At 47.1% G+C, this 537-nt stretch carries 1 protein-coding gene; it reads left to right on the forward strand.

The window, feature by feature from the left end:
- On the forward strand, positions 1-537 hold a 537-nt coding region (locus LIQ05_RS19485), incomplete at both ends, for an ABC transporter transmembrane domain-containing protein (RefSeq protein WP_264292820.1).

The following is a 537-nucleotide window of genomic DNA, read 5'->3' on the forward strand; positions in this document are numbered from 1 at the left end:
CCAAAATGCCGATTTTTCTGGCCTTTGTGGTTTTGAGTGGATTTGCAAATAAGACAATTACCGGGCAGACTTGTCTTTATGTGGGACTTGGCCTTGTCGCTATTGTGCTGGTTCAGATGTTCGTCCACTATCTTAGTGACAGCCTGCAAAGTGCAGCGGGATATTTGATGTTTGCCGACAAGCGTATCGAATTGGGCGGCCATCTGAGGAAACTTCCAATGGGATACTTCACTTCCGGCAATATTGGTAAGATCAGTTCAGTCCTCAGTACCGACATGGTGTTCATTGAAGAAGTTGCTATGAGTACGCTGGGAAACATGATGAGCTATCTGCTATCCTCGTTGGTTTTGCTGGCGTTCATGTTTTATCTGAATTGGCAGCTTGGCTTGATCGCCTTGATAGTTACTATTTTGGCATGGCTGGTATCTAAGGGGATGAACAAAGTTTCCCTGCGAGAAGCAGCAGGCCGTCAGGAGCAGAGCGAACGGCTGACCGATGCGGTGCTGTCTTTTGTGGAGGGCATTGGTGTTATTAAGA

The sequence above is a fragment of the Blautia glucerasea genome (assembly GCF_020537505.1).
In the GTDB taxonomy this organism is placed as follows: Bacteria; Bacillota; Clostridia; order Lachnospirales; family Lachnospiraceae; genus Blautia_A.